This is a genomic window from Streptomyces ficellus, assembly GCF_030406405.1.
Classification (GTDB): Bacteria; Actinomycetota; Actinomycetes; order Streptomycetales; family Streptomycetaceae; genus Streptomyces; species Streptomyces ficellus_B.
Window position 1 is genome coordinate 33383 of record NZ_JAUEPL010000035.1, and the last position, 19120, is coordinate 52502.

A 19120-nucleotide genomic window follows, 5' to 3' on the forward strand; every position below is an offset into this window, starting at 1 on the left:
GGCCGGAGATCAGAAGGCGCGTAGGCGCGCTGCTGCGTACAGGCGGGTTTGGCGAAGCCGCCGAGGAAGGCGGTGGCCAGGAGCCGTGTGCGGGGCGAAGGGATCGCCGTGGGCGATGCGCACATCGCGTAGACCGTCGGCCAGGTCGTGGCGGCGTACCTGTGTTAGGCCCACGCTGCGGTTGGCACCGCTTTCGGGGGAACGCAGGCACCAACTCGTGTCGGCGCCGGTCGAATACTGGCTCTGGCTCACATTCCGTGCCAGATCGGTGCCCTGGCAGCTATGTCCACGATTGCTGTCGTGTCCGCTCCGGTCCACTCCGGTTCATAACTGGTTGTGCGGTTGTGGCCGGGCGTTCGTTATGCGGGAGGGTCGGGGCACGGCCGGGCGGAGCATTTGTCCGGCGGCCAGTTGGCGGTAAGTGGGGCTGCTGGTGAGCAACTCCTCGTGACGTCCGCTGGCGGTGGTGCGGCCGTTGTCCAGTACGACGATCTGGTCGGCGTGCTGGACGGTGGAGAGCCGGTGTGCGATCACCAGGAGGGCACACCCCTGGGCGACGTCCTTCATCACCGTGGTGAGGGCGGTTTCGTTGATGGCGTCGAGGTGGGACGTGGGCTCGTCGAGCAGGAGGAGTTGGGGGCGGGCTAGCAGGGCGCGGGCGATGGCAATGCGCTGGCGCTCGCCTCCGGAGAGGGTGTTGCCGCGGTCGCCGAGGAGGCCGGACAGGCCGCCACGCAGGCGGCGTACGACGTCGTCGAGCTGGGCGAGTTCGACAACGCGTCGCACTTCGGCCTCGGCGGCGTCGGGCGCGGCGTAGGTGATGTTGTCGCGCAGCGTGCCGTGAACGACGTGGGCGTTCTGGTCGACGACGGCGATGCGTGCGCGGCATTCGGCGCGCGTCAGTTCGGTGGCGGGCCCTCCGTCGAAGAGGAGGGTTCCGGAGTCCGGTTCGTAAAACCTGGCGACCAGGGCGAAGATCGTGCTTTTTCCGGCTCCCGACTGGCCGACCAGTGCGGTCTGGCGGCGATGGGGGACGGTGAGGGTGACGCCGCGCAGGACCGGCCGGTCGGGGGTGTAGCCGAAGGTGAGGTCCCGCAGGGCGAGGACGGGTTCCTCGTGCGAGACATTCGGCGGGGCCGACTGACGCGTGCGCGCCCGTACTGCTGGCATCTGGGCCTGTGTGGGCTCTGTGGGGAGGGCGAGGGCTTGCTCGATGCGCTGGTAGGCGCCCATGCCGCGCTGGATCAGGCCGACCGCGCGGAACACCGACGACAGGGGCAGAACGAGGTAGGAGGCGTAGAGCAGGAAGGCCACGAGGTCGCCGAGGGAGTTGGCGTGGCCGGTGACGCGCAGGCCGCCGATGACCAGGACGATCAGAAAGGAGCCCTGGACGGCGAGCTCGACCGCCGGGCTCATCACGGACGCGAGTTTCGCGGTCCGTACGCCCGCGTCGTGTGCGGCCTCGATGCGTTTGCCGATGCGCTGTGCTTCGCGGTCCTCGGCGCGGTGCACGCGCACCATCGGAAGTGCGCCGAGTGCGCGTTCGAGGTCGGCGGCGATCGCGCCGACGGAGTTCTGCATGTGTTCGGAGGCGGCCCGGATGCCCTTCAGCAGCGACGCCACGATCGCCGCTGCGGTCGCCACGGTCAGGGCGACCAGCAGAAGCAGCAGCGGGTCGATCCACAGCATCAGGGCGATCGCACCGGCCGCGACGAGCGCCCCGGTCACCAGGTCGACGAGGGCCTGGGACACCACCTCCCTGAGCAGGGTGGTGTCGGCGGTCACGCGGGAAATCAGATCGCCGCTGCGGTGGCGGTCGTACTCCCTCATTTCCAGCCGCAGCAGCCGTCCCACCAGGCCGTGGCGGAGTTGCCGTACGACTCCTTCACCCATGCGCTCCAGGACGAAGCGACCGATGGCACCGGTGGCCGCTTCGGTGACGAACAGCACTGCCAGGAGGAGCAGCAGGGGCCAGAACGCCCGTCCCTGGCCGCTCACATCCACGATCTGCTTGGCGACGAGCGGCTGGGCCAACCCCAGTACGGAGCCCACGAGGGTGAGCACGGTGGCCACGACGATGGAGGTCCGGTGCCCGGTGGTCAGCCGGTACATGGTGGCCACCGCGGCCCGTGTCGAGCGGTCCGGCACCTCCGCCCGGGAGGTCGTCACGACGCGGGGGGCCGGTTCGCCGTCACGGGCCCCACCGCCAGCAGCCGCGTGAAGTAGTCGTCGGGCACGCCCTCGCCGATGGGCCGGCCCTCCGCCTCGATCCAGGCGTGCGCGTTGAAGGGAGGCACCACGCTCGCCCCGGTGCACCACGTGGGCCAACTGCCCGTCAGCCGGCACAGCAGGGCCGCGCCCAGCGAACGGGGCAGACAGCCTTTCGGCCCGGCGCACAGCAGGCTCACCGCGCACATCGCGTCTCGGGCGTTCTTCGCCTGCGCGGCGGTGGCGGGCGCGGCTCCGCGACGTACGACACCGAGCACGGCGCGGATCCTGCGCGGGGACAGCAGCGACAGCGCGACGGCGGGAAGCAGCACGAGGCGGGCGGCCAGACGCCGGGTGAAGGGAACGCCGGTGGGACGCTCCAGCGCGCTCGGTGTCGTCATGTGGCCAGACCCGACTTCTGCAGTTCCTGCATGAGGGCCGTGACGTCCTGCTCCGCGCGGGCCCGGTCGATGTCGAACTCCGTGACGAGCGCGTCGACGGCCGCCGCCTCGTCGCCGCCTTCCAGGAGGGTCTTCACCACCAGGGTGCCGGTGGGGTTGAGCTCCCAGTAGTTTCCGCTGCGCTGGTCCAGCAGGACTGTGCCGTAGTCGGTCTCCGCGGTGGAGACATCGGGGCCGAACCGCAATGCCATGGTGTGACTGCCTTTCTCCGGTGGCGGGCTAGGGAATGCGGCTGGAGGAAAGACCGCGCAGCCAGACTTCGGCGGCGATGGTCGAGTAGAGGATGGCGTCGCGCAGCCCGGGGGTGGAGGGTCGCTGGGCCAGGCGGCGCAGCGCGTTCCCGTCAACGAGGCCGAGCTGCTCCAGCCGGGACTCTTTCCACAGCGCCAGCAGGTCGGCGCGGTGCCGGCGCAGTCCGTCTGCGGCGTCCATGGAAGCGGCGGCCTTGTTGGTGCGCTGCAGACACGTCTCCGGCACGATGCCCCGCATGGCCGCCGTGAGAAGTGGCTTGTACTGCCAGGGCGACACGCGCTCGCTCGGCCGGACGGCGAGGCATGCCTCGATGACGCGGTCGTCCAGGAACGGCGAGGCCATCGGTACACCGGCTCGCGCCGCCATGCGGTCCCACTGGCGGATGATGCGGGTACAGGAGCGGATCGCCTCCAGGTCGGCGTGCATGCCGCGGTCCGGGTGAAGCGGCCTGGCCGTCGCGGCCGCCTCGCGCAGCGCCCGCTGCGCCATCCGTTCTGCGTCGGGGGTGACCCAGTCGAAGAGGCGTGGGGGCATGCCCCATCCGAGGCTGGTGGTGACGGTGGGGGGGACCGGGTCACGCAGGTGACCGCTGGAGTCGGCGAGCCACTTACCGTACGGCCGTGAGTCGGCCAGCGCGCGGACCGTGGCGCCCAGGGGCCACTGCCACAGGGCCCGGAAACCGCGCAGTTGCCGCAGCGCGAACAGCGGACGCGTGCGCGCCAGTCGGTGGTAGTACGCCTCGGAGCACCACGCCACGTGGTCACCGCCGATGCCGGTCAGGTGCAGCCGGCTGCCCCGCTCCGCCATGCCCGGCAGATGGTGCAACACCCGCGAACGGTCCATGACGCCGATCGTGGGCTCGTCCAGCAAGTCGTCGATGGAGAGGAGATCGTCATACACCAGCGGCGAGGCATCCGCGTCCCACACCACATGCTCCACGTCCGGCAGATGCTTCGCCGCCTGCTCGGCCCAGTACAGATCGGTGTCCGCCGGATCCCGCCCCGGCCACGTACTGGCCACCACGTGCGCGGTGGAGCGGTCGGCCAGGAAGCAGATGGACGTGGAATCCAGGCCACCGGACAGGTCGCAGCTGACCACGCCGCCCGCGCCGGTGCGGGCGCTAACCGCCTCGGTGAGGGCCTCGCGGACCAACGGGACACCGTCGGCAAGCGTGCGGACCGGCTCAGGCGGTGTCCACCACCGCGAGTGGCGTACGGTCCGCCCGTCCGCCGCGACGATCAGCGCGTCGTGCGGAGGCACCGCCGTGACGTCACGCCAGAGGGACGCCTCGAAAAGCGGATAGGGGACCGGCCACAGCAGCCGCACCGCCAGTTGCTCTTCATCCAGCTCGGAGCCGACCGCGTTGGCGAGTACGTCGGCGCGGGTGGCGGCCACCCGCACGCCGTCCACGATGGTATGGAAGACCAGCCGGAGTCCGGACGCGGTGCCCTGCACCCTGAGGCCGCCGTCGAGCGCGGCGACGAGGTGGAAGCTCCCGGGCAGCGACCGGGCCAGTGCGTCGATTTCGGCGAGATCGCGCAACCGCGCTGCGCGCCGCTGCAGTTCGGTGGCGTCGATCGGGCAGCAGCCGACGACAGCCAGGGCCGCACGGCCGGCCCGCGCGATGATGATCTCCTGGTCGTTCCACTGCCCAACCAACCAGGGCCGACCTGAGGCATGGGTGAGGGTTCGTGCTCCGGGGCGGGCGAAGGAGCGGGCCACGGCGGCCGCGTCCTCGCGGTCGGTGAATACCGCGAAGTGCGCGTCGCCGGGGCCCGTCCCCGCACTTGCGTGCAGTTCAGTCATGACGTCAGGTCAGGAACCGTCGGTCGTCAGTTCTTGCTCAGGAGGAGCCGGTCGTTGCCGGAGGTCTGCAGGAGCCCGGTCTTCTTGCGGAACGTCCCGAGCCGGACCAGCGCCGGCGCTTCGTAAGCCTTCTTCATGACATCTCCTCACGTACAGGATTCACGACCACTTCCCTGGCCGACGGCGCACGGGGGCCCGATGCGCTGTCGGCCTGCCTAGGGCTCATCTGGAACCCGGGCGGAAGAGCGGACGCGGCACCTAGCTATGTGCATAACCAGATGGCATGACAAGGGTGCGAGCAATAAATAAGACAATATGCAAAGTTCACATAGGGTCGGCCGCTCGCGCTCACACTTTCCGGATTAGTCAAAAACTGCACAACATAAGACAGGCGTGCGCGTATGTTCGAGAAAACGTTCCGACCTGCGCATCGACAGCCCTCCGCTGGTCCGGTCGCGGAGAGGGGGGCGTCACCAGTCGCACGGAGCCGCCGGGGCGCGCTCGGCTCTCGCGGTCGCGCTACCCTCCTGCCTGAATGGCTGGGATGCTTCCCTGGTGCGGTAGCCCTCGCGCATCAGTGATCAACTCCCCGTGACCCGTTCTGGGCTGCCGCCGTACCGAGCTGACGGTTCAGCGGCCGAGGAGGCGCTTGAGCCACTCGCGACCACTTGCGTTGCGGATTGACCTCATGAGCGAAGTCGCGCCCACAGAATGAACGTTCACCGTATCTTCATAGTGCCTGGTGGTCGTAGAATCGCCACGCTTCGGCACCCGTCCCACGTGCTGGCGATGGGCAGGTGGTCATCGCGCACATGACGGGCCGGTTCTTCGGAACTGCAGGAGGCCGACAAGATGACCCTGTTTTGTATCCGGACGTCCCCACCGCTCGCCCCGCGTATCAGCGCAGGTGACACATGCCCCATGGCCAGGTGCGGTGGTTCGATCCGCAAAAAGGCATCGGTGCGATCCAACCTGATAGCGGTGGCCCCCCAGTCACCGTCGAGCGCAACGCAGTGGACTGCGAATGGGCCCTGAGGGAGGGCCCAAGGGTCGAGTTCGATCTCTGTCTGGACGAGAACGGCCTTTGGGCCAACAACGTCGATCCAAAGCCTGACCTGCAGGGGCTTTGATGAGCAGTTCGCCCAGGGAGCTGTATCGACACTCGTGGTCCTCGCTGCTCTCCCCAGCGCGGACCACCGCACATGACGGGGCCGGCCCGAACTCCACGTGAGCGGACCGGCAGAAGGAGGGTCCAAGAGCGCGGAGGCTACGCCGCCCGGCAAGAGGCGGTTCGAGCGGTGCACAGCGTGCTCGATGTCCTGGGAGCGCACCTCTTGGGAGATGACCGTACGGATCTTGCACGCCTGCTGCCGCGGCAGTGCGCTCCGTTGCTCATCGACGGAACGCCGGCCAGCGGTTCACTTGACGCCTTGGGGCTTCGTCGACGCTGTGGCGGCACGCGAGGAGATAGACGCGGCGGCGGCTCGCCGTGCTGTTACCGCGGTGCTTGCCACCCTTGCGCAGGTGGCCGACGACGCCCTGCTGGCGCCGTATTCCGACGCAGCTGCCGCCGGGGCATGCCGGACTGTTCGGCCGTATGGATCCGGCGTGAACCTCCCCGACCGTGTGCGGCACTCCGTCTGCGGGCAACGGAGGGTGTGCAGACAGGAACCGTGGCGCCAGGGGGCACCGAAGACGTCATGCCTGCGTCAGACGCCCGATCTCTTGCGGGGGCAAGCCGGTCAGCTGGGCGATCCGGGGTGCCGGGATGCCCGCGGTCAGCGCGCGGTGGACGAGGGCTTCCCAGTCCTGCGTCGTCTCGCGGAACTCCAGGAGCTCGGCCTCCAAGTCCGTGACGGACTGGGGTGCGCACTCCTGCTGGACCCGCAGTGCTTCTTCTTCGCTCAGGGGCACAGGCAGGCGCTCGGCATCCTCAGGGATGAGCACCTCCGACCCGGAGGGAAGAATCCGGACCTGCTCAGAAGCGGCCGAGACGGCGTGGGCCTGCAGCCACCCGCGTACGGCTGGTGTTTCCGCGCACTCCAGCGGGCCGACAGCGGCCAGGGCGGCCCCCAGCAGCGGATGCCGGTCAGGAAGCAAGAAGAGGTGAGCGTCATCGGCCATCGCGGGCATCGCCTTCTCGATCGGACATCAGCGGCGCACTGATGCTAGCGCCCCTCTACGGCCAGACGGCCTCGACCGTCATCGCGAGCACCACCTCCGTATCGGGGCCAAGTACACCCTCGTGGGCGAGCCTGTCTGCCAGGCTGTCGGCCAGGCGCACAATGGGATTCCTCAGAACCGCCGAACACGTGATGGAGCGATGGACAACAGTCCTGTGGAGCTGCCTGGCTCCCGCTGCACAGCAGCAGCGAGAGGTGCTCGCCATGCTCCTGCGGCAGTGTGACGACAACGCCCTGATCCTTGGCCGGCAGCGAGTCGTGGCACCCAACGCGTTCGTCATTGAGCTGCGTCCGGAGACCCACCGGCAGCTCTCGTCCCATGTTGCACCGGTGGAGTCGATCCTCGCGAACCAGGTACGCCGTCACGCCGCCGAACATGGATACACCTTCGTCGGCCCAGTCGCCGTCGACCTTTGTCCAGCCGAAGACGCTACGAGTGCTCGGTTCCGCATCCGGAGCAGGATCGCTCCAGCGGAGAGGCGGTCGTACCCCCGCGCTCCTGCGACGCGGTGGTGAGCAGGGCTCCTGACGCGAAGCGTGGCGCGGTCAGTGGGGGGTGAGCATGCCCTTGCGCAGTCGTGCCAGGGTCTGGGAGAGCAGGCGCGAGACGTGCATCTGGGAGATGCCGAGGCGTTCGCCGATCTGCGACTGAGAGTTCCTCGACGAATCGCAGGTGCAGGATCTTCTTGTCGCGGTGGCTGAGTCGGGCACGAGCGGGGCGAGGCTGTGCAAGTCCTCCACGAGCTCCATAGCCGGGTCCTCGGCTCCGATGAAGTTGGCCAGCGCAGCTTCACCGTCTTCGTGGTCGCCATTGATGGCGACGTCGAGGGACGTGGAGTTGTACCCGTTCGCGGCCAGACGGGCTCCGATGACCTCGTCCTCGGTGAGGTTCATCAGCGCGGCCAGCTCGCTGACCGTCGGCGCACGGCCGAGTCGCGTGCTTAGTTCGTCCGTGGCCTTGGCCAGTTCGAGGCGTGCCTCTTGCAGGCGACGGGGCACGTGTACGGCCCATGAGGTGTCACGGAGGAACCGCTTGATCTCACCGATGATGTACGGCACGGCGAACGTGACGAACTGGACGTCGCGGGACAGCTCGAACCGGTCGATGGCCTTGATCAGTCCGATCATGCCCACCTGGACGACGTCCTCCATGTCGTCGCAGCGATGGCGGAACCGTCTGGCCGCGTAGCGGACCAGGGACATGTTCATCTCGATCAGCGTGTTGCGCGCGTACTGATACTCGGGCGTGCCCTCTTCCAGCACCGTGAGCTGATCGAAGAAGTGCTTCGACAGCGCACGAGCGTCCTTCGGGGTGAGCCCTCCCGGATCCCCCACCAGTGGCATGTCGGACATGGGCAGCGAGGAGCTGCTGGCCGAGACGGCCGAGGAGCTGATCGACGCCGGGTACCCGCGAGTGTGCTGGACTGCGCGGATGTAGCGCTTTGCGTTTCCGCGGATCGAACGCATTGCTGACAGTCCGGCAGGCCACTCAGGACGCCGGGGCCGCCCTGGCGCTGGCCGCGATTTCAGGACGGCTGCAGTCCCTGCTGAGCATGGTCGGCGCAGAGATGAACTTCAACATCGCCCCTGCCGTGGAACAGGCACGGCTCCTGCTTGCCGAACCCGCCAACAACAGTGAAGCCGAACCCGCCTAGCCTGCCGCACCCGGCGGTTTCACCCGGCCGCACTCAAGCTGACAGCTGGTCCCGCCGACGAGCCCCGGCGACGGCCAAACGGGCCGCACTCGCCCTCTATCCACCCCTGATCCGGCTCGACCTCTGATATCGGGACCTTTGCGGGGAAGGCGTACCAGCAGCACCACCAACCACCGGCCGCCTGCCTCGGGGGGATGACGTTGATGACCGTTCGCGTGCAGCGCTGCATCGACTTGGATGAAGCCTTGGACGCTCCCGCCCGGGCCCGCCGAATCGCCACCGACTTCCTGACCGAAGCCGAACGCGCGTGCGGAGGCCCGGTCAGCCCCGCGGTGACCGACGCAGTACTGTTGGTGACCAGCGAACTGGTCACCAACGCCGTTCGACACGCCCCAGGGCCATGCACTCTGCGCCTCAACCTGTACGACGAGAGCGTGCTGGTGAAGTCAGCGACACCAGCGCCAGCCCCCCGCGACCCCGCGCCCCGGACATTACCGGGGCGCGGGGGTGGGTGGGGCTGGACACTGATCGCCAGGGTGGCCAACGAGGTACGCGTCACGCCCGGGCCCGGCGGCGGGAAGACGGTGCTCGCCCGCCTTCCCTGGTGATCTCGGGCCACGGGCGACAAGAGGTTCACGTTCGGACTGCGGATGGTGGCATGCACAGGCCATCTGCGTGAGTAGGCGCAGGCTCGTGTTTCCGAAAGACGATGGCGAATGATGCGCCGGTGCCTTTCCCAGAGTTTGGGGTCGAGTGTGACGGGGACCTGGGGCGGGCGAACTGCTGCGGGCTCCTGCTGAGGCGCTTGCGGCGCTGTGCGCCCAGTCCGCCGCCGTTGCCGACCATGTTCCTCCCAACGAGTTACCCGACGTATGACGGCGGTCGGTCGGGGCAGGCGAGCTTTATGGCCGACCTTGGAGAACTTCTGCAGGTAACCATGCGCCGTCGTCACATGACCCCTCAGGCTCTCGCGGAGCGGACCGGCATTCGCACCCCGCGTATCAGGGTCTTTGCGCAAGACGGCGCCCAGGGACCTATTCTTCCCACCGAGAAGGAACTGGCGGAACTCGCCGCAGCTTTGCGGCTGCCGCTGGCCGATGTCCTTGACGCCGCCCGCACTCCGGCCGGGACGATGGCCTGACACCGGCACCCATCGCGGCGGTGATCGCGGTCTTGTTGCCCGTCGTCTTTTTAGGACTGATGCTGGCGCTGGACCACTACGAGGAACATCTGTTCAATGCCCGTCGCGCCCGGCACCGCCGCCTTCGCGCCGGCTGACACGTCCGTACGTCGGCGACCCCAAAGCCACCGGGGCTGAATCGACTTCGGCGCGTTAGCCCGGTATGACGCCGCGTCCACCGTTGAGTTGCTTAGGCTGATTGCCCTGATTCCGCTGCACCCGCACCGCACCAAGGGCCCTGGCGTCCTGGATGCCACCCCAGACCAGCCTGTCGGCCGCTTGCCCGAACCCTGCGACGCCGAGGACGCCACCGGGGCCGCCCCGCGGGGGGACTGCCTGCCAGCTCCGACGGACGGAAGCAACCGGTGACCTTGTGGCGGCAGGTCCTGGCAGCGCTTTGCGACGACAGCCTCGACGACGCGACACGCGAACACATCATCGCCCGTGGTGCCGCCCAGCTCGCCATCCGCCTCGCGCCACAGGGCGTGCAACCCCCTACGCCACGCCCGCTCCCGGGCGTGAACCCCGCTGAGCCGATCAGCGTTAAGCGGCGTTGCCGCCACCACGGCGATGCCGCCGGTCCCCGCCATCGGTGTCCAGGGAGACGGCAGCACAGCGGTTTCCCGCCCTCAGCTCGAACCTATCCTCGCTGATCTCGCGGGAGGGTGGGAGAGCGCCGGTCGCCTCGTGCCTGGCCGGCACGACGAGGAATGAGTCATCCGTGCCCGCCGCTACCCCTGGCCCCGATGGGCCGCTGACAAAGGCGATGAACCCGGGGCGGGTCACGACCTTCCTCACCGCCGCGAGGGATCGGTAGAAGGGGTGCGACCCTGCCGCCGGGCGGGGAGGCGGAGCCGCCGACCGCACTGGCCAGTCCATAACCACGTGCACATGTCGCCCTCCTCAACGCCCACCAAAGCCGGAAGGACACGGCTACCTCGGCGCCATCACCGGGAATCACGACGCCATCGTGCAGATGGAGGATTCCACCCAGCGCACTGTCCTCGCGACTACGTTCACGGGGTACGTGAGGTCGATTGTTGGTCCGGGTGTGCCGTTAACAGATGCGAGGTGAGTCGTACGCTGCAGCTCGTACCCCCCCGCCTTCGGCTCGAACCGCTGCGGGCTGTGATCCGTCCTCGCGCTCGCTTGGCCGTGCTGAGGGGGATGAGCCGATCGTTGACGGCCGATCAGTCGATCCGTGTGGCGTTTTGCGCATGAAGACGCCCTGCCGACCGAGTCGTAGGGCCGACAGGGCGGGCGGGGCCGGGTGGCTCAAGCGTGTCGTCGGGCCCACAGGGGGGTGACGACGGCGATGAGGACGGCAGCGACACCGATCTGGAGAATGTGCCGGATCCAGTCGATGCCGCCGGTGTCGCGTACGCCGAAGGCGCTGGCGAGCGCGTTGCCGGCAAGGGCGCCAGCAATACCGAGGAGAACCGTCAGCCACAGGGGAATGGGCTGACGACCGGGCAGGACGAGTTTGGCCAACAGGCCGATGATGAGTCCCGCGATGATGGCCCATAGGAACGACACGACGACTTCTCCTGTCTACTGCCCCGTCTTTCGGGAACCTACAGCCCGCGTGCCCGACAAGCCGCGTTGTACGCAGTCCATGGCCACCACACCCGTCCAGTGGTGAGTCGCCACCGGCACCACGCGCACCGTCCAACGGCATCCCGCCGGTAGTGGGAGTGCGGCCCAGCCGACGTCGCCGGGCTGCCGTAGTGCTCGTACAGGCGGTACTCCTCGTCCTCGGACAGGTGTCCACCGGAATCGACACCGACGTTCGGGGCGTCCTTGACCTTGTCCTTGGCATAGGGGACCTCAAGGTGGTCCTCGACCACGGTGGCGTCCTTGATCGGCACGAACGACTCGCTGGTGCCGAACATGCCGGTCTTGACACTGACCCATTCCGGGCGGCCGGTGACGTCGTCAAGGAAGACGTGCTTGGCCTCGCCGATCTTGGTGCCCTCGGCGTCGTAGACCGGATGGTCTAGGGCCTGTCTGAAGTCGTGATCAGTGGAGGCTGCGTATCCAGAGCACGGCTCCGCGTAGATGGAGGCCAGCGAGGTAGCTCTGGGGCGTCTTGTCGTAGCGGGTCGCGATGCCGCGCCACGCCTTCAGCTTGTTGATCAGGCGTTCGACGGTGTTGCGGTCGACCCTAGCTCGTAGGGCGCGAGGCCGCTCATGTGGCCTTCATGAGGGTCGCAGGGGTGTCGAGACGTGTGACCTGGGCGGCGCCGCATCGTTAGGCGCTTCATGATCAGGAAGATGACGGCTCTTGCAGCCGCAGTCACCTCAAGCGTCGTATTGTTCCTGCCCTCCGGCACGGCATCGGCCGAGTCCGTTGACGTGCGTCAGATTACGGGCCAGGGCAAGGACGCCTGCCCTCAGGAAGCTTTCTGCCTCTACGAATACCGCATGTTCAATCAGGAGAAGCCGGGCCGGATGTGGCTTGTCACGGAAGCGGTGAAGGACCTGGACCTGCGCCCGCACGGCGCTCAGGTGGCCGCTTCCGCCGTCAACAACACATCCACGCGCTCCATGGGCACGGTTCGTGACTCCCTCGGATACGAGGAGTATGTCGTGGGAGGAACCACCGAATACCACAACCAGCATGCGGGCTTCGCCCCGCCCAGCCACGGCGCCTTCATCTCCATGGACCTGAACTTCTGCACCGATGCAGATTTGGGGCCGTGCACCCCGCCGCCCCCGGACGGCGACTGGGTTTAGTCGGCTTAGAGCTGTGTAAGAACCTTCGGTTCCAGGGCGCGACGCCCCGTGGTGGTGCCTGAGGCGGCCTCGGCCCGGTGAGGCCGAGGCCGCTTGGGCTTAGGGCCTGTCTGAAGTCGTGATCAGTGGGTGGGATGCCTCTTCCGGTGATCGTTCGGTGGCTGGTAGATGTTTGTGATGGCGCGTAGGGAACTCACGGACGCTGAGTGGGAGTTGATCGGGCCGTTCCTGCCGATAGGCAGGTCCGGCCCGTATCCGGAGCATCTGCGAGAGCAGTTCGAGGGTGTGATCTGGAAGTTTCGCTCGGGTGCCCAGTGGCGGGAGAGGGGCCGGAGTTTGGGATCTGGCAGACCGTCTACGGCCGATTCGTGCGGTGGCGTGACGCAGGCGTCTTCCAGGCACTGATGGACGGGATGATCGCCGAGGCGGCCCGGGGCGGGCAGACGGACCTGGCCTTGGTCAGCGTGGACTCCACGGTCGCCCGTGCTCATCACGACGCCGCGGGAATGCGGGTTGACGAGGAGGTCCTGTCGTCCCTTCAGAGGGCCGCCGAGGAGTCAAAGGGGCCGCGGAAAGGAACGAAAGCCGCAGGTCGAAGGTGAACAGGGCCCGGTCGGCCCGGACCGGGAGGAACGGCGGCGCATCCGGCGACGACGCCGGGCCCGGCTGAAGGCGGCCCGGCTGGGCCGTTCACGTGGCGGTCTGACCAGCAAGGTCCATCTCGCTTCCGACCTGCGCTGCCGCCCGCTCTCCTTCGTCCTGACCGAGGGCCAGGCCGCCGACAGCCCCCGCTTCATCCCGGTCCTGGACCAGATCAAGGTCCGGGGGCCGGTCGGCCGCCCGCGCACCCGGCCCAGCACGGTCGTCGGCGACAAGGCGTACTCCTCCCGCGCCAACCGCGCCCACCTGCGGAACCGGAACATCAAGGCCGTGATTCCGGAAGGCCAACCAGGCCGCAAACCGGAAGAAGAAGGGCCACCGGGGCGGACGCCCCGTCTCCCACGACGCCGACCTCTACAAGGACCGCAACACCGTCGAACGCCTGATCAACAAGCTGAAGGCGTGGCGCGGCATCGCGACCCGCTACGACAAGACGCCCCAGAGCTACCTCGCTGGCCTCCATCTACGCGGAGCCGTGCTCTGGATACGCAGCCTCCACTGATCACGACTTCAGACAGGCCCTAGCACGGTCGGGATCTGCTCCCGGGCGATCATCTGACCCTCCTGCTTGCCCGCGGGAGGCGCTGGAGCGGTCGCCCGGCGACATAGGGTCAGCGGGTGGGCTTCAGCCCTGACTGGCTCCTGGCTCCTGGCTCGTTCTCGTGCCGGACGTAGAGCGGCTGGAGTTGTCGCCAGTACCGGTCGAGGTGTCCGTCGGTCTCGCGCAGAGCTTGGTCGGCGATGCGGTCAGGCATGGAGGCGCGAAGCTCTGCCAGCCTGTCGCTCCCCGGATAGGGTGAGGGAACGTGGAGGGGGGGTGCGCCCCCAGGGGGCCGCGGCGGCGCCGGCCTGCCCGTACCGCCGGCGGTGGCGGGACACTGACCACCATCGTGCGGCCAGAACCATGGCGGTCAGAACCACCGCAGTGAGGGCGTGCGGTCCACGGTGTGCGGCCACTGTCCCTTCCTCGGGTCGCACGGTGTGTGTCAGCCGGGCCAGGTGCCGGTCAGGCGGTGCATGGTTGCGGCGCCGGCCCGGTCGACGGCGGCTTTGACGGCGGCGAAGATCGCTCCCTGGACGGCCGCGGCAAGGAGGGCTTCCTGCCAGGTGCGGTCCTGATCGGTGGCATCGGGAGCGACATCGTCGCGCCCGAGCATCTTCCACGCTTGCTTGAACGCCGCTCCGGCGATCATGCCGCTGGCTGCGCCGAGGGTCAGACCTACGGGCTTGTACGCGATCTTGGACGCTTTCACCGGCGCCCCCTGTTGCGGCGCTTCTTGACCAGCAGCAGCACCACGAGGGCGGTGGCCACCGCCATCAACGGCCCGCGGCGCTGACGCGCGGCCTGCGTGACCTGACTCGCCTTCTCGGTGACCGCTTCGGGAGTCTTTTCCTGGAACTTGCTCGCCACCGTGGCTGCGGCCTGGGTGACCTGTTCCTTGGCCTGGGCGGCCTTCGCCGCAACCGGGTCGGGGAGCTTGTCCTGCGCCACCTTCGCGGCCTGGGCCGCCTTGTCCTTGACCTGCACTGCCTTCTGCTGCACCTGCACCTTTACCTCGGTCGTCTTCTCCTGAACCTGGGCTTTCACATCCGCCTTGCCGGCCAGAGCCTCCACCGTCTGCCCAAGTTGCTCGCGCGTGGCCTCGGTCTTCTCGCGCAGTTCCTCAGGCGTAGGGGTCTGGTCAGGGGACGGTGACTTGTTGCTCATCGGTGCGCTTTCTCCTTGATCTCGGCCACGTCGGCCTTGACGCTGTCGATCGCCCGCTCGGGTGTGGGCGGTGTGGCCTGGGCGACCTGCTTCTTACCCATCAGGGCCAAGGCCCCGGCGATCACCAGTAGCACGCCGAAGATGATCAGCGCCGACGCCCACACCGGTAGCACCAGGGCCAGCGCGGCAATCCCCGTGGCCACCAGGGCCTGCAGCGCGAGGAACGCCACCGTGCCCGCGCCGCCGAACAGGCCGCCGCCGATACCGAATCGCTTGAGGCGACGGTCTTCTTCTTTGAGAGCAGCCAAGCCTGTCATGTGCGGCAGGTTCCCACCACTGCGCCTGTCACACACAGACGCTCTGTCCCTGCCGCTGAGACGTGGCGAACCGACTGGCGGCGCGTCGCGAACCGGTGACAGCGAGGGGTGAGGGTCGGTTCAGTCGAGGCGGCGGCGGTCTTCCTCGGTCCACTTGGCCGTGTCGCGCGGTTCGACGTACGGCTCCTCGGCCTCCGGGTGGCCGCCGTCGATGGCGCGCTGGCGGGCCATCTCCGCATCGAATTCCAGCCCGAGGAGGACCGCGAGGTTGGTGATCCACAGCCAGACCAGGAAGACGATGACGCCGGCCAAGGTCCCGTAGGTCTTGTTGTAGGAGGCGAAGTTCGCCACGTACAGGGCGAAGCCGGCCGAGGCGATCATCCACAGCAGCAGCGCGAGGAAGCTGCCCGGGGTCACCCACTTGAAACCGCGGCCCCTGGCGTTGGGCGCGGCCCAGTACAGGATCGCGATCATGATCGTGACCAGCAGAACGAGGACCGGCCACTTCGCGATCGACCACACCGTCATGGCGGTGTCCCCGGCACCAAGGGCGGAGCCTGCCCGCTGGGCGAGGGGACCGGTGAACACCACGATCAGCGCGCTCACGACCGCCAGCACCATCAGGACCACCGTCAGCACCAGGCGCAACGGCAGCACCTTCCATACGGGGCGGCCTTCGGGCATGTCGTAAACGGCGTTGGAGGTACGGATGAACGCCGCGATGTAGCCGGAGGCCGACCACAGGGCCAGCACCAGACCCACGATGGCCATGAGCGATCCGGTGCCGCCGTTGCCCTGCAGTTGCTGTACGGCGTTGGAGATGATGTCCCGGGCCGGGCCGGGGGCGAGCTTTTGCAGGTTGTCCATCACTTGCTGGGTGGCGGACTTGCCCGCGATACCGAGCAGGGACACCAGCACCAGCAGAGCGGGGAACAGGGAGAGGACGCCGTAGTAGGTCAGGGCCGCAGCCCGGTCGGCGAGCTCGTCATCCTTGAACTCCTTCACCGTGCGCTTCAGCACCGCCCACCACGACCTCTTAGGCATGGCAGTCGGCTCATCGGGCGCCTTGCGCTCCACTTCCGGATCGGGCCCGACTCCGCCGGACTCCCGCCGGAGTTCATGATCGCCGTCCTTATGGCCTTCATAGCGGTCGCCGCCTTCGTAGCGGCCGGGTTCGTCTTGACGCTGATGTGGTTCCGGTGTCCGTGCCATGCCAAAGGCGTAACCGCCCCCGGCGGCACGAAACAGCTTCCCTTTGCTTGCGGACGTTTCGCCCGGAAGGCACGGGAGTAACCGGTGGGCCAAGGGGTGCGGCGAGCACCAGATCGTCAGGTATTGGGTTGCCCGGGGCGGCCGACCTGCTCACGCATCTCCTGAGCGGTGTTCTGGCCCACCTCGCGCAGCCCCTGTCCGCTGTCCCGGCCGGCGCTCTGGGCCTGTTCCTTAGTGGTCTGAACCGCTTCCTGGTGGAATTGATTGGCGGGGCTTCGGCTGCCGGTTCCCGGGCTGCCCAAGCAGGCCACCGCGTATGCCGGACCAACAGCCCAGCAAGGGCACTGGATGCACACCTGCGGGGCGACTCAACAACGGTGTGATCACTACTACTGCGGGTAGCCGGGCGCGTATGTGCAAACACCGACGTGTACGGGTTACGTGCGTCCTGCTGATCAGCTGGATATCACTGGCTGCCGTAGAACGGTGGGCGGAACAATCACCCTGGCCGACAGCGACGATGAAAGGATTGCTGTGGTCGTGCGTGGTGGCGGGTACCTGGTGGTTTGCCGAGATGACGCAGAGGCGACCGCCGCCAACCGCGATCGCACGCCAAAGGGGCAAGTCTGCGCCGAGGGACCCAAAAAAGACGGCGGTACCCGCACCTTCGTCCTCACCTGCCGAGAACTCCCAGGCGAGCACGTATCGATAGCACCCTCGGCGCCACAGCGAGCCTCACCGCCCTTGGCCTCCAGCCGCCGACAGGTCGTCAGCTACCGCCTGGCAGCCACCAGCATCACATGCGTGGCTTCGCCCACTGGCTGCTGCCCGGGCTTGTTCAACTGCGCGGTGAGCCATCTTTCTCAGACCGCCAGTCACCCGGTCGCCGGACGCCGGGCCGCTTGCCGGCATCGTTCGCTGAGAGTGACATCACCAAAGCTGTACCGCACATCACCTGGACATGCGAGCGACACCGAGCACCGCCCATCTGACCCGGATCGGCAGCAGCGACGCCCTGCCGGTCAGCCCGAAGCCGCTGGCGGGCCCTGTCTCCCACAGGCTTTTGCGGACGTCCTGCAGGAGCTCATTCACGGACTTGGACGTCTCCAGGGCAACTTCCACCGCCGCTCGGGCGCCGTGCTGCCGTCCCAAACCGACGCCCTCCGACCTACCGTGAAACGACAGCCTGACCCGCTAGCCTCAACAGCACCGCAGCCTCACGGACAAGGACCGTCAGCCGCCCCAAGGACACCACCGGGTTCGTCGCCCTACCCCGCAGTTTGGTCGTCGAACGCTCGCTGGTGTGGATCATGTACGCCCGACAGCGTGCCCGCCACTACCAGCGGCTCGTGATCAGTCTCCGACCCTCTGATCACGTGGGCCGCGATCACGCTCACGAAGTGCCGCCTTGCCCGCTAAGTCAGCAAGTCCGCCACCACCCCGGCCTGGCCTCCTGACATCGGCAACCCCTGGTCCCCGAGGGAGAAGACCAGGGGCCTCTGCCACGACAGGGCGGTCACCGGAACCATGAACAACGCAGTCCCAGCCCAACGCCGGGAAGCAGCCAACCAAGAACCGCAGCAAACTTCGGTGCACGCAATGCCACTTGAACCAACGCGCATCACCACACATGGTCACGGCGTCGTCAACCTTCCACGTCAACAACGCGCCAGGCCGGCCCAAGGACTCAACGACGCTCGCCGTCGACATGCTTTGACGGCGTCGGTCATGACGACGCGGCTGCTGTTGCTGCCGGGGTTGAGCGGTTGGTCCTTGAGGTTCCGCTCCCGTCGCTTCGGGCAGCACCGCCGGAAGCGAGCCCTCTGACCCGCGCATGCAGGACGGCTTTCAGGACAAGCTCAGAGTTTGCGGGTGTCGCGGGGCTCGACGTAAGGCTCTTTACCCGGCGGGTGCCCTGCTTCCAGGGCACGACCACGTTCGAGTTCAGCGTTGCACTCCAGGCCGAGCAGGATCGCGATGTTGGAGATCCACAGCCAGATCAGAAAGACGATGACCGCAGCGACGCTGCCGTAGGTCTTGTCGTAGCGGCAGCCGAGGCATCGTCCAGTGCGGCCCGTCCTTCGCAAGTTCTGCTAGATAGAGGGGGTTGGGCACCCAGGTGCCGAGCCGCATGTTGGACAGCGCGAGCAGCCGTTCCATGAACATCGTCTGGGACCCCATCGCGGAGGCGAAGGCTGCTCCGGACACGGCGACGGCGGACTGGACGGTCAAGTCCCGACCGATCAGCGGTGGGGCCATCTCTTGCAGCGTGCTGGTGCGGACCCAACCGGTGTCGGGGCCCCCGCAGTAGTCGGAGGCGAAGGTGAAGGGCACGGCGGGGCGGCCGGGCGCGGTGCGGTTGCGCAGCGATACGGCCGCGGAGGCGGCGAAGATGACCTGAGGGAAGCCTTTGCCTTCTTTCCCTTCCACCCGCTTTGCGTAGGGGTCCAGTGGGGTGGGCTCGTTGTTGTAGTCGTAGGGCAGGGCGCCGACCGATCCGTCCCTGAGCACCGCGCGGCGTACGGCGAAGGTGCCGGCCAGGCGCTGGCGGTAGAAGGGGTGCAAGCTGAACGTGGTCTGGTCGATAAGGAACGCCAGCGTGATCAGGGCAATGGGCACCCCCCACTTCCACGGTGCGTGCCAGCCGCTGGCGTAGACGGCGGCCCAGGACATGAGGGCGAGTCCGAAGAGTGCGACCAGGAGCAGCACCAGCCAACACACCACAACGTTCACCCAGCTGCC

20 protein-coding genes and 5 pseudogenes are annotated in these 19120 nt (G+C 67.8%); 9 read left to right on the forward strand and 16 right to left on the reverse strand.

Going from position 1 to position 19120, the window contains the following annotated elements; genetic code table 11:
* Positions 1 to 324 precede the first annotated feature (324 nt).
* The 5 genes from QWM81_RS21520 to QWM81_RS21540 are packed head-to-tail and all read right to left on the reverse strand — an operon-like array spanning position 325 to position 4864.
* Positions 325 to 2112, reverse strand: a complete 1788-nt coding sequence (locus tag QWM81_RS21520; RefSeq protein ID WP_290113890.1) for an ABC transporter ATP-binding protein — start codon at positions 2110 to 2112, stop codon at positions 325 to 327.
* A gap of 53 nt (positions 2113 to 2165) precedes the next feature.
* Entirely contained in the window at positions 2166 to 2609 is a 444-nt protein-coding gene (locus QWM81_RS21525) for a lasso peptide biosynthesis B2 protein (protein ID WP_290113844.1), read from the reverse strand.
* Positions 2606 to 2860, reverse strand: coding sequence for a lasso peptide biosynthesis PqqD family chaperone (locus QWM81_RS21530; RefSeq protein ID WP_290113845.1), 255 nt, complete (start codon positions 2858 to 2860; stop codon positions 2606 to 2608). Before QWM81_RS21530 ends, QWM81_RS21525 begins: the two co-directional genes overlap by 4 nt.
* Positions 2861 to 2888: 28 nt before the next feature.
* Complete coding sequence (locus QWM81_RS21535; RefSeq protein ID WP_290113847.1) at positions 2889 to 4727, reverse strand: lasso peptide isopeptide bond-forming cyclase; 1839 nt, start codon at positions 4725 to 4727, stop codon at positions 2889 to 2891.
* A gap of 26 nt (positions 4728 to 4753) precedes the next feature.
* A complete protein-coding gene (locus QWM81_RS21540) occupies positions 4754 to 4864 on the reverse strand; it encodes a keywimysin-related RiPP (RefSeq protein ID WP_290113848.1) in 111 nt (36 codons plus the stop codon).
* 777 nt (positions 4865 to 5641) lie between these two features.
* Between QWM81_RS21540 and QWM81_RS21545 the strand changes: the two genes are divergently transcribed.
* A complete protein-coding gene (locus tag QWM81_RS21545) occupies positions 5642 to 5857 on the forward strand; it encodes a cold-shock protein (protein ID WP_290113850.1) in 216 nt (71 codons plus the stop codon).
* A 72-nt stretch (positions 5858 to 5929) separates the two neighbouring features.
* Positions 5930 to 6085 (forward strand): annotated as a pseudogene (locus QWM81_RS21550) (hypothetical protein); the annotation flags it as partial.
* A gap of 340 nt (positions 6086 to 6425) precedes the next feature.
* On the opposite strand, the gene QWM81_RS21555 reads toward QWM81_RS21550, so the two are convergent.
* Entirely contained in the window at positions 6426 to 6851 is a 426-nt protein-coding gene (locus tag QWM81_RS21555) for a DUF6003 family protein (RefSeq protein WP_290113852.1), read from the reverse strand.
* 191 nt (positions 6852 to 7042) lie between these two features.
* Here QWM81_RS21555 and QWM81_RS29170 point away from each other — a divergent pair, with 191 nt between their 5' ends.
* Positions 7043 to 7426 (forward strand): DUF3662 domain-containing protein, encoded by a 384-nt coding sequence (locus QWM81_RS29170; protein WP_435372413.1) that lies wholly within the window; start codon positions 7043 to 7045, stop codon positions 7424 to 7426.
* 30 nt (positions 7427 to 7456) lie between these two features.
* On the opposite strand, the gene QWM81_RS21560 is transcribed toward QWM81_RS29170, so the two are convergent.
* The gene (locus QWM81_RS21560; RefSeq protein ID WP_290113854.1) at positions 7457 to 8254 is read right to left on the reverse strand and encodes a SigB/SigF/SigG family RNA polymerase sigma factor; all 798 of its coding nucleotides are present in this window, start codon (positions 8252 to 8254) and stop codon (positions 7457 to 7459) included.
* Between the two features lie 98 nt (positions 8255 to 8352).
* On the opposite strand from QWM81_RS21560, the gene QWM81_RS21565 reads away from it, so the two are divergent.
* From QWM81_RS21565 to QWM81_RS21570, 3 genes are all read left to right on the forward strand, one after another.
* Entirely contained in the window at positions 8353 to 8565 is a 213-nt protein-coding gene (locus tag QWM81_RS21565) for a hypothetical protein (protein WP_290113857.1), read from the forward strand.
* Positions 8566 to 8768: 203 nt separating this feature from the next.
* Positions 8769 to 9173 (forward strand): ATP-binding protein, encoded by a 405-nt coding sequence (locus tag QWM81_RS29175; protein ID WP_353938331.1) that lies wholly within the window; start codon positions 8769 to 8771, stop codon positions 9171 to 9173.
* Positions 9174 to 9469: 296 nt separating this feature from the next.
* The gene (locus QWM81_RS21570) at positions 9470 to 9706 is read left to right on the forward strand and encodes a helix-turn-helix domain-containing protein (RefSeq protein WP_290113859.1); all 237 of its coding nucleotides are present in this window, start codon (positions 9470 to 9472) and stop codon (positions 9704 to 9706) included.
* A 1314-nt stretch (positions 9707 to 11020) separates the two neighbouring features.
* On the opposite strand, the gene QWM81_RS21575 is transcribed toward QWM81_RS21570, so the two are convergent.
* The 3 genes and pseudogenes from QWM81_RS21575 to QWM81_RS21585 form a co-directional block, all read right to left on the reverse strand.
* Positions 11021 to 11281 (reverse strand): GlsB/YeaQ/YmgE family stress response membrane protein, encoded by a 261-nt coding sequence (locus QWM81_RS21575; protein WP_290113861.1) that lies wholly within the window; start codon positions 11279 to 11281, stop codon positions 11021 to 11023.
* A gap of 38 nt (positions 11282 to 11319) precedes the next feature.
* Positions 11320 to 11814: a PRC-barrel domain-containing protein gene (locus QWM81_RS21580; RefSeq protein WP_435372414.1), complete on the reverse strand. Its 495-nt coding sequence runs from the start codon at positions 11812 to 11814 to the stop codon at positions 11320 to 11322.
* A pseudogene (locus QWM81_RS21585) lies at positions 11765 to 11905 on the reverse strand (IS5/IS1182 family transposase); the annotation flags it as partial. The pseudogene QWM81_RS21585 and the gene QWM81_RS21580, both read right to left, overlap by 50 nt.
* Before the next feature lie 102 nt (positions 11906 to 12007).
* Between QWM81_RS21585 and QWM81_RS21590 the strand changes: the two are divergent.
* Both QWM81_RS21590 and QWM81_RS21595 read left to right on the forward strand, forming a co-directional pair.
* Positions 12008 to 12481 carry a hypothetical protein gene (locus tag QWM81_RS21590; RefSeq protein ID WP_290113862.1) on the forward strand — a complete coding sequence of 158 codons (474 nt, stop codon included), beginning with the start codon at positions 12008 to 12010 and terminating at the stop codon, positions 12479 to 12481.
* A 177-nt stretch (positions 12482 to 12658) separates the two neighbouring features.
* Positions 12659 to 13643: pseudogene (locus tag QWM81_RS21595) on the forward strand (IS5 family transposase).
* A 109-nt stretch (positions 13644 to 13752) separates the two neighbouring features.
* Here QWM81_RS21595 and QWM81_RS21600 read toward each other — a convergent pair.
* The 5 genes from QWM81_RS21600 to QWM81_RS21620 all read right to left on the reverse strand — a co-directional run bounded on the left by QWM81_RS21600 (position 13753) and on the right by QWM81_RS21620 (position 16378).
* Positions 13753 to 13896, reverse strand: coding sequence for a hypothetical protein (locus QWM81_RS21600; RefSeq protein ID WP_290113863.1), 144 nt, complete (start codon positions 13894 to 13896; stop codon positions 13753 to 13755).
* A 231-nt stretch (positions 13897 to 14127) separates the two neighbouring features.
* Positions 14128 to 14394: a DUF4235 domain-containing protein gene (locus QWM81_RS21605; protein WP_290113864.1), complete on the reverse strand. Its 267-nt coding sequence runs from the start codon at positions 14392 to 14394 to the stop codon at positions 14128 to 14130.
* Positions 14391 to 14849 (reverse strand): DUF3618 domain-containing protein, encoded by a 459-nt coding sequence (locus tag QWM81_RS21610; protein WP_290113866.1) that lies wholly within the window; start codon positions 14847 to 14849, stop codon positions 14391 to 14393. Before QWM81_RS21610 ends, QWM81_RS21605 begins: the two co-directional genes overlap by 4 nt.
* Entirely contained in the window at positions 14846 to 15202 is a 357-nt protein-coding gene (locus QWM81_RS21615) for a phage holin family protein (protein WP_435372411.1), read from the reverse strand. The genes QWM81_RS21610 and QWM81_RS21615 overlap by 4 nt, the downstream gene beginning before the upstream one ends.
* 84 nt (positions 15203 to 15286) lie before the next feature.
* Positions 15287 to 16378: a YihY/virulence factor BrkB family protein gene (locus QWM81_RS21620; RefSeq protein WP_435372412.1), complete on the reverse strand. Its 1092-nt coding sequence runs from the start codon at positions 16376 to 16378 to the stop codon at positions 15287 to 15289.
* A 1226-nt stretch (positions 16379 to 17604) separates the two neighbouring features.
* Here QWM81_RS21620 and QWM81_RS21625 point away from each other — a divergent pair.
* Positions 17605 to 17794: pseudogene (locus QWM81_RS21625) on the forward strand (IS5-like element IS4811 family transposase); the annotation flags it as partial.
* Positions 17795 to 18237: 443 nt separating this feature from the next.
* On the opposite strand, the pseudogene QWM81_RS21630 reads toward QWM81_RS21625, so the two are convergent.
* Positions 18238 to 18423 (reverse strand): annotated as a pseudogene (locus QWM81_RS21630) (YhjD/YihY/BrkB family envelope integrity protein); the annotation flags it as partial.
* Positions 18424 to 19120 lie beyond the last annotated feature (697 nt).